The organism is Synechococcus sp. H55.11 (assembly GCF_047462475.1).
GTDB lineage: Bacteria > Cyanobacteriota > Cyanobacteriia > Thermostichales > Thermostichaceae > Thermostichus.
Genome location: NZ_JANSJI010000262.1, coordinates 1 through 831, shown reverse-complemented (window position 1 = coordinate 831; position 831 = coordinate 1). Strand labels below are relative to the sequence as shown.

Here is an 831-nt window from a genome sequence, read left to right as displayed (position 1 = left end):
GGACTAGAAGGAGCCGGAGTTTCTGCCTTGATGGTGGGGAGAGGAATAGGAGAGGGGATTGGAGGAATGGTTGGGGCTGCAACGGGAGTTTGGATGACAATCGTAGGAGCTGGCAAAGGGATCCCTGGTGGTGCTATGGGAGGTAGGCCCACCTCGGTACCGCCAGTGGGCACGCTAGGAGCCTGAGGGGGAATGATCGGCCCAGGGACAAAGCTGGTGGCGTTCTTGTCCTTGGCTTGCTGGCAGCCAACCAAGCTGGCTGTGGTGAAGAAAACAGTCCCAACACTTCCTAAAGCCCGCAACCAATTTCTTCTGAACTTGATCTTCTTTGCGCTCATTTCGTGCTACCCTCACGTACCAAAATGGATATCACAGACCGGGCCAAAGTCGTCATCAGGGATTAGCCACCAGATTGATGGGAGGAGCTGCACTGGGTAGAGTCTGATTGTTCGACACAAATAGCAGTGGCAAGGTGTAGATCCCAGCAGCTGTTGCCTGAATAGAAACATTGACCTCGCAAGTGGCACCTGCTGCCAAGACCCCCCCCGAAAGACTGATGATCCTCGTCCCCGGTATGGCGCCCACAACTCCTCCGCAGGTATTTGGATTAGCAAGGCCGGCAGGTGTGGAAGGATTGGCAACAGCCACTCCCTCAGGCAAGATCGCCTGGAAGTTCAGACCACTCAAGGGAATGGCCCCAGCCACTCGGTTATCGACCACAAAAGTGAGAGTAACAGGCGTGTTGCCCGGCGCTGGATTGGGCAGTAAGAACCGGGTAAACAAAGGCGACGGCCCTACAGGAACCGGCGTCGGAACAGGGGTAGGGCCTGA

Annotated in this window: 1 protein-coding gene; it reads right to left on the bottom strand. The window is 56.2% G+C overall.

Going from position 1 to position 831, the window contains the following annotated elements; genetic code table 11:
* Window positions 1-393: 393 nt before the first annotated feature.
* Window positions 394-831: hypothetical protein (locus tag NW853_RS10675; protein ID WP_414348998.1), on the bottom strand; the 438-nt coding region annotated here is incomplete at its 5' end.